General features: G+C 73.6%; 1 protein-coding gene and 1 pseudogene. Both read right to left on the bottom strand.

The annotated features are described in order from the left end of the window. Positions 1-11 precede the first annotated feature (11 nt). Positions 12-1,451 (bottom strand): hypothetical protein, encoded by a 1,440-nt coding sequence (locus AB0C29_RS45995; RefSeq protein WP_360834348.1) that lies wholly within the window; start codon positions 1,449-1,451, stop codon positions 12-14. Between the two features lie 16 nt (positions 1,452-1,467). Further along, positions 1,468-1,951, bottom strand: a pseudogene (locus tag AB0C29_RS45990) (hypothetical protein); the annotation flags it as partial.

The raw sequence follows: 1,951 nt of genomic DNA, 5'->3' as shown, positions 1-1,951 counted from the left end.
CTCCTGAGCCCTCAGGGGCGGCCCAGGCGGGGCATGACCGGGCGGACCTCCACCGGCGCGCCGGGTGCGCCGCCGTCCCGTGCGGCGTACTGCGGGACGCCGACGCAGGTGAAGATCAGGGTGGCCAGGTCGGCCGGCTCGCCGAGCAGGGCCGGGACCTCCGAGTCGAGGAAAGTCATGCCACTGGCGCCGGCCCCGAGCGCGTACGCCGCCAGGTGCAACCGGCCCTCGACCAGCCCGGCCTCCAGCTGCGCCTCGCGGTAACTTCGATCGTCCAGCCTCGACAGTGGGGTCGCGGCAATTGCCACGTACGCCGCGTCGCCGGCCAGCCCCTGGTCCAGGGCGATGCGCAGTAGTTCGTCGCGCAGATCGCCGGCGTGCAGCGGCTCGGTCAGGTCCGGCCAGCGGTAGAGGCCCGGCGCCACGTCGTCGACGCCGTGCACGGCCACCCAGTGCGGTACCCGAATCCCGCGCAGCGCCGCCGCCATCGGCCATTCCAGCGCCGCCCGGGGCAGGGTGCGGGAGCGGTCCATCCGGCGCTGGGAGCCGCGCCGGCGGATCACTTCGTCGAGCGAATCCGACGGTGGCGGCCCGGGCAGCTCCGCCCCGCGCGGCCAGGGCTCGCCGAGCTCGTCACGGTCCCCGGCGCGCTGGGCCGCTGTGCACAAGGGCAGCTCGACCCGGGGCAGGTCGCCCGGCACCGCCGCTCCGCCCGGCCCGATGGCCGGCTCGCCGTCGCCGAAGGTCAGCAGGGCCAGCGGATACTCGTGCACGCCGTCCGCGCCGACCAGGGTGCTGACTGAGGCGTCCGGGAACAGGGAGCGCAGCCGGGGCGTCAGGCCGGCGCTGTCGGCGGCGGCGGAGAGCTGGGCGAGCACAGTGCCGGCGTCCCAGTAGAGGTGGCGCCACCCGCGTTCGGCGTAGCGCCAGCCGGTCCGCCACGGGACACCGGTGATGATCAGTGTGGTGGCGGTGCCGCCGGCGGCCGGGCCCACTGTGACGAGGGCGTGCTGCTCCGGGTCGTACCAGTGCACGCCGTCCGGGATGCCCGCGACGCCGCGCGTGCTCGCATAGAGCTCCAGCGGGAAGCGGGCGCCGGCCGAGCCGGCGGCGCGGAACAGGATCCGGCGCCCGGCCCGCTCGGCCGTGCGGACGACGCCGGCGCTGAGGAAGAGCACCCGGCCCAGCTGGGCGGCATCCAGCAGCCGGGCCGGAGCCGGTACGCCGGCCAGCACGGCCGTCGCGCTCACCCCCGGATCGTCGAGCTCCCGCGGCAACGCGATGCGGGGCGCAGTGCCCGGAAAGGCCTTGACCGGCGGCGGCAGCGTCGCCGGGTCGTTGGGGACGAGATCGTGGCGCACGCGGGGATCGTCGACCGGCACGTCCCACTCGCGTCCCGGCTCGTAGGAGGTCAGCCGGTGCAGCAGCCCGGCCCCGCTGTCGAGGTTCACGGGGCCATCCTGCCGGTTACGACTTCTCGCTCACCTTCAGGGGCTCGCCGGTCAGGGTGTCGCAGCGTACGAAGGCCAGGTTGATCTGCACGTCGGTGAACCACAGGACCGGCAGCGTCAGCGGCGGCGGCGACTCCGGGGTGAACGTCACCGGAATGACGCCGAACAGCTTGCCCTTGAACGAGGGGGTGTAGAAGCGCACGTTGCCGTCGGTGGTGAGCTTGTTGCTCTCGATCAGCGTGGTGTGGCCGCCGACCTCCGGGATGGTCAGCTTGAACGGCTCGTTCACCGCCTTGGTCATGCTGAACTTCAGCGCGGCCAGCTTGCCCTTGGCCGTGTCCAGCTGCACCACGCCGTCGTAGGTGGAGTTGTACATGGTCAGCGAGGCGGTCTCCAGGGTGCTGCCCTTGGTCGACACCATCGGGACGTCGTCCGGGCCGGCCACCTTGAAGACGCGCGGCCCCAGGCACGGGATGTCGCTGGAGCTCGGGGTCGGCGAC

Source organism: Actinoplanes sp. NPDC048791 (assembly GCF_040650095.1).
Taxonomy (GTDB): Bacteria; Actinomycetota; Actinomycetes; order Mycobacteriales; family Micromonosporaceae; genus Actinoplanes.
Note: the sequence above shows the minus strand (reverse complement) of the source record. Positions and strands in the feature narration are given on the sequence as shown.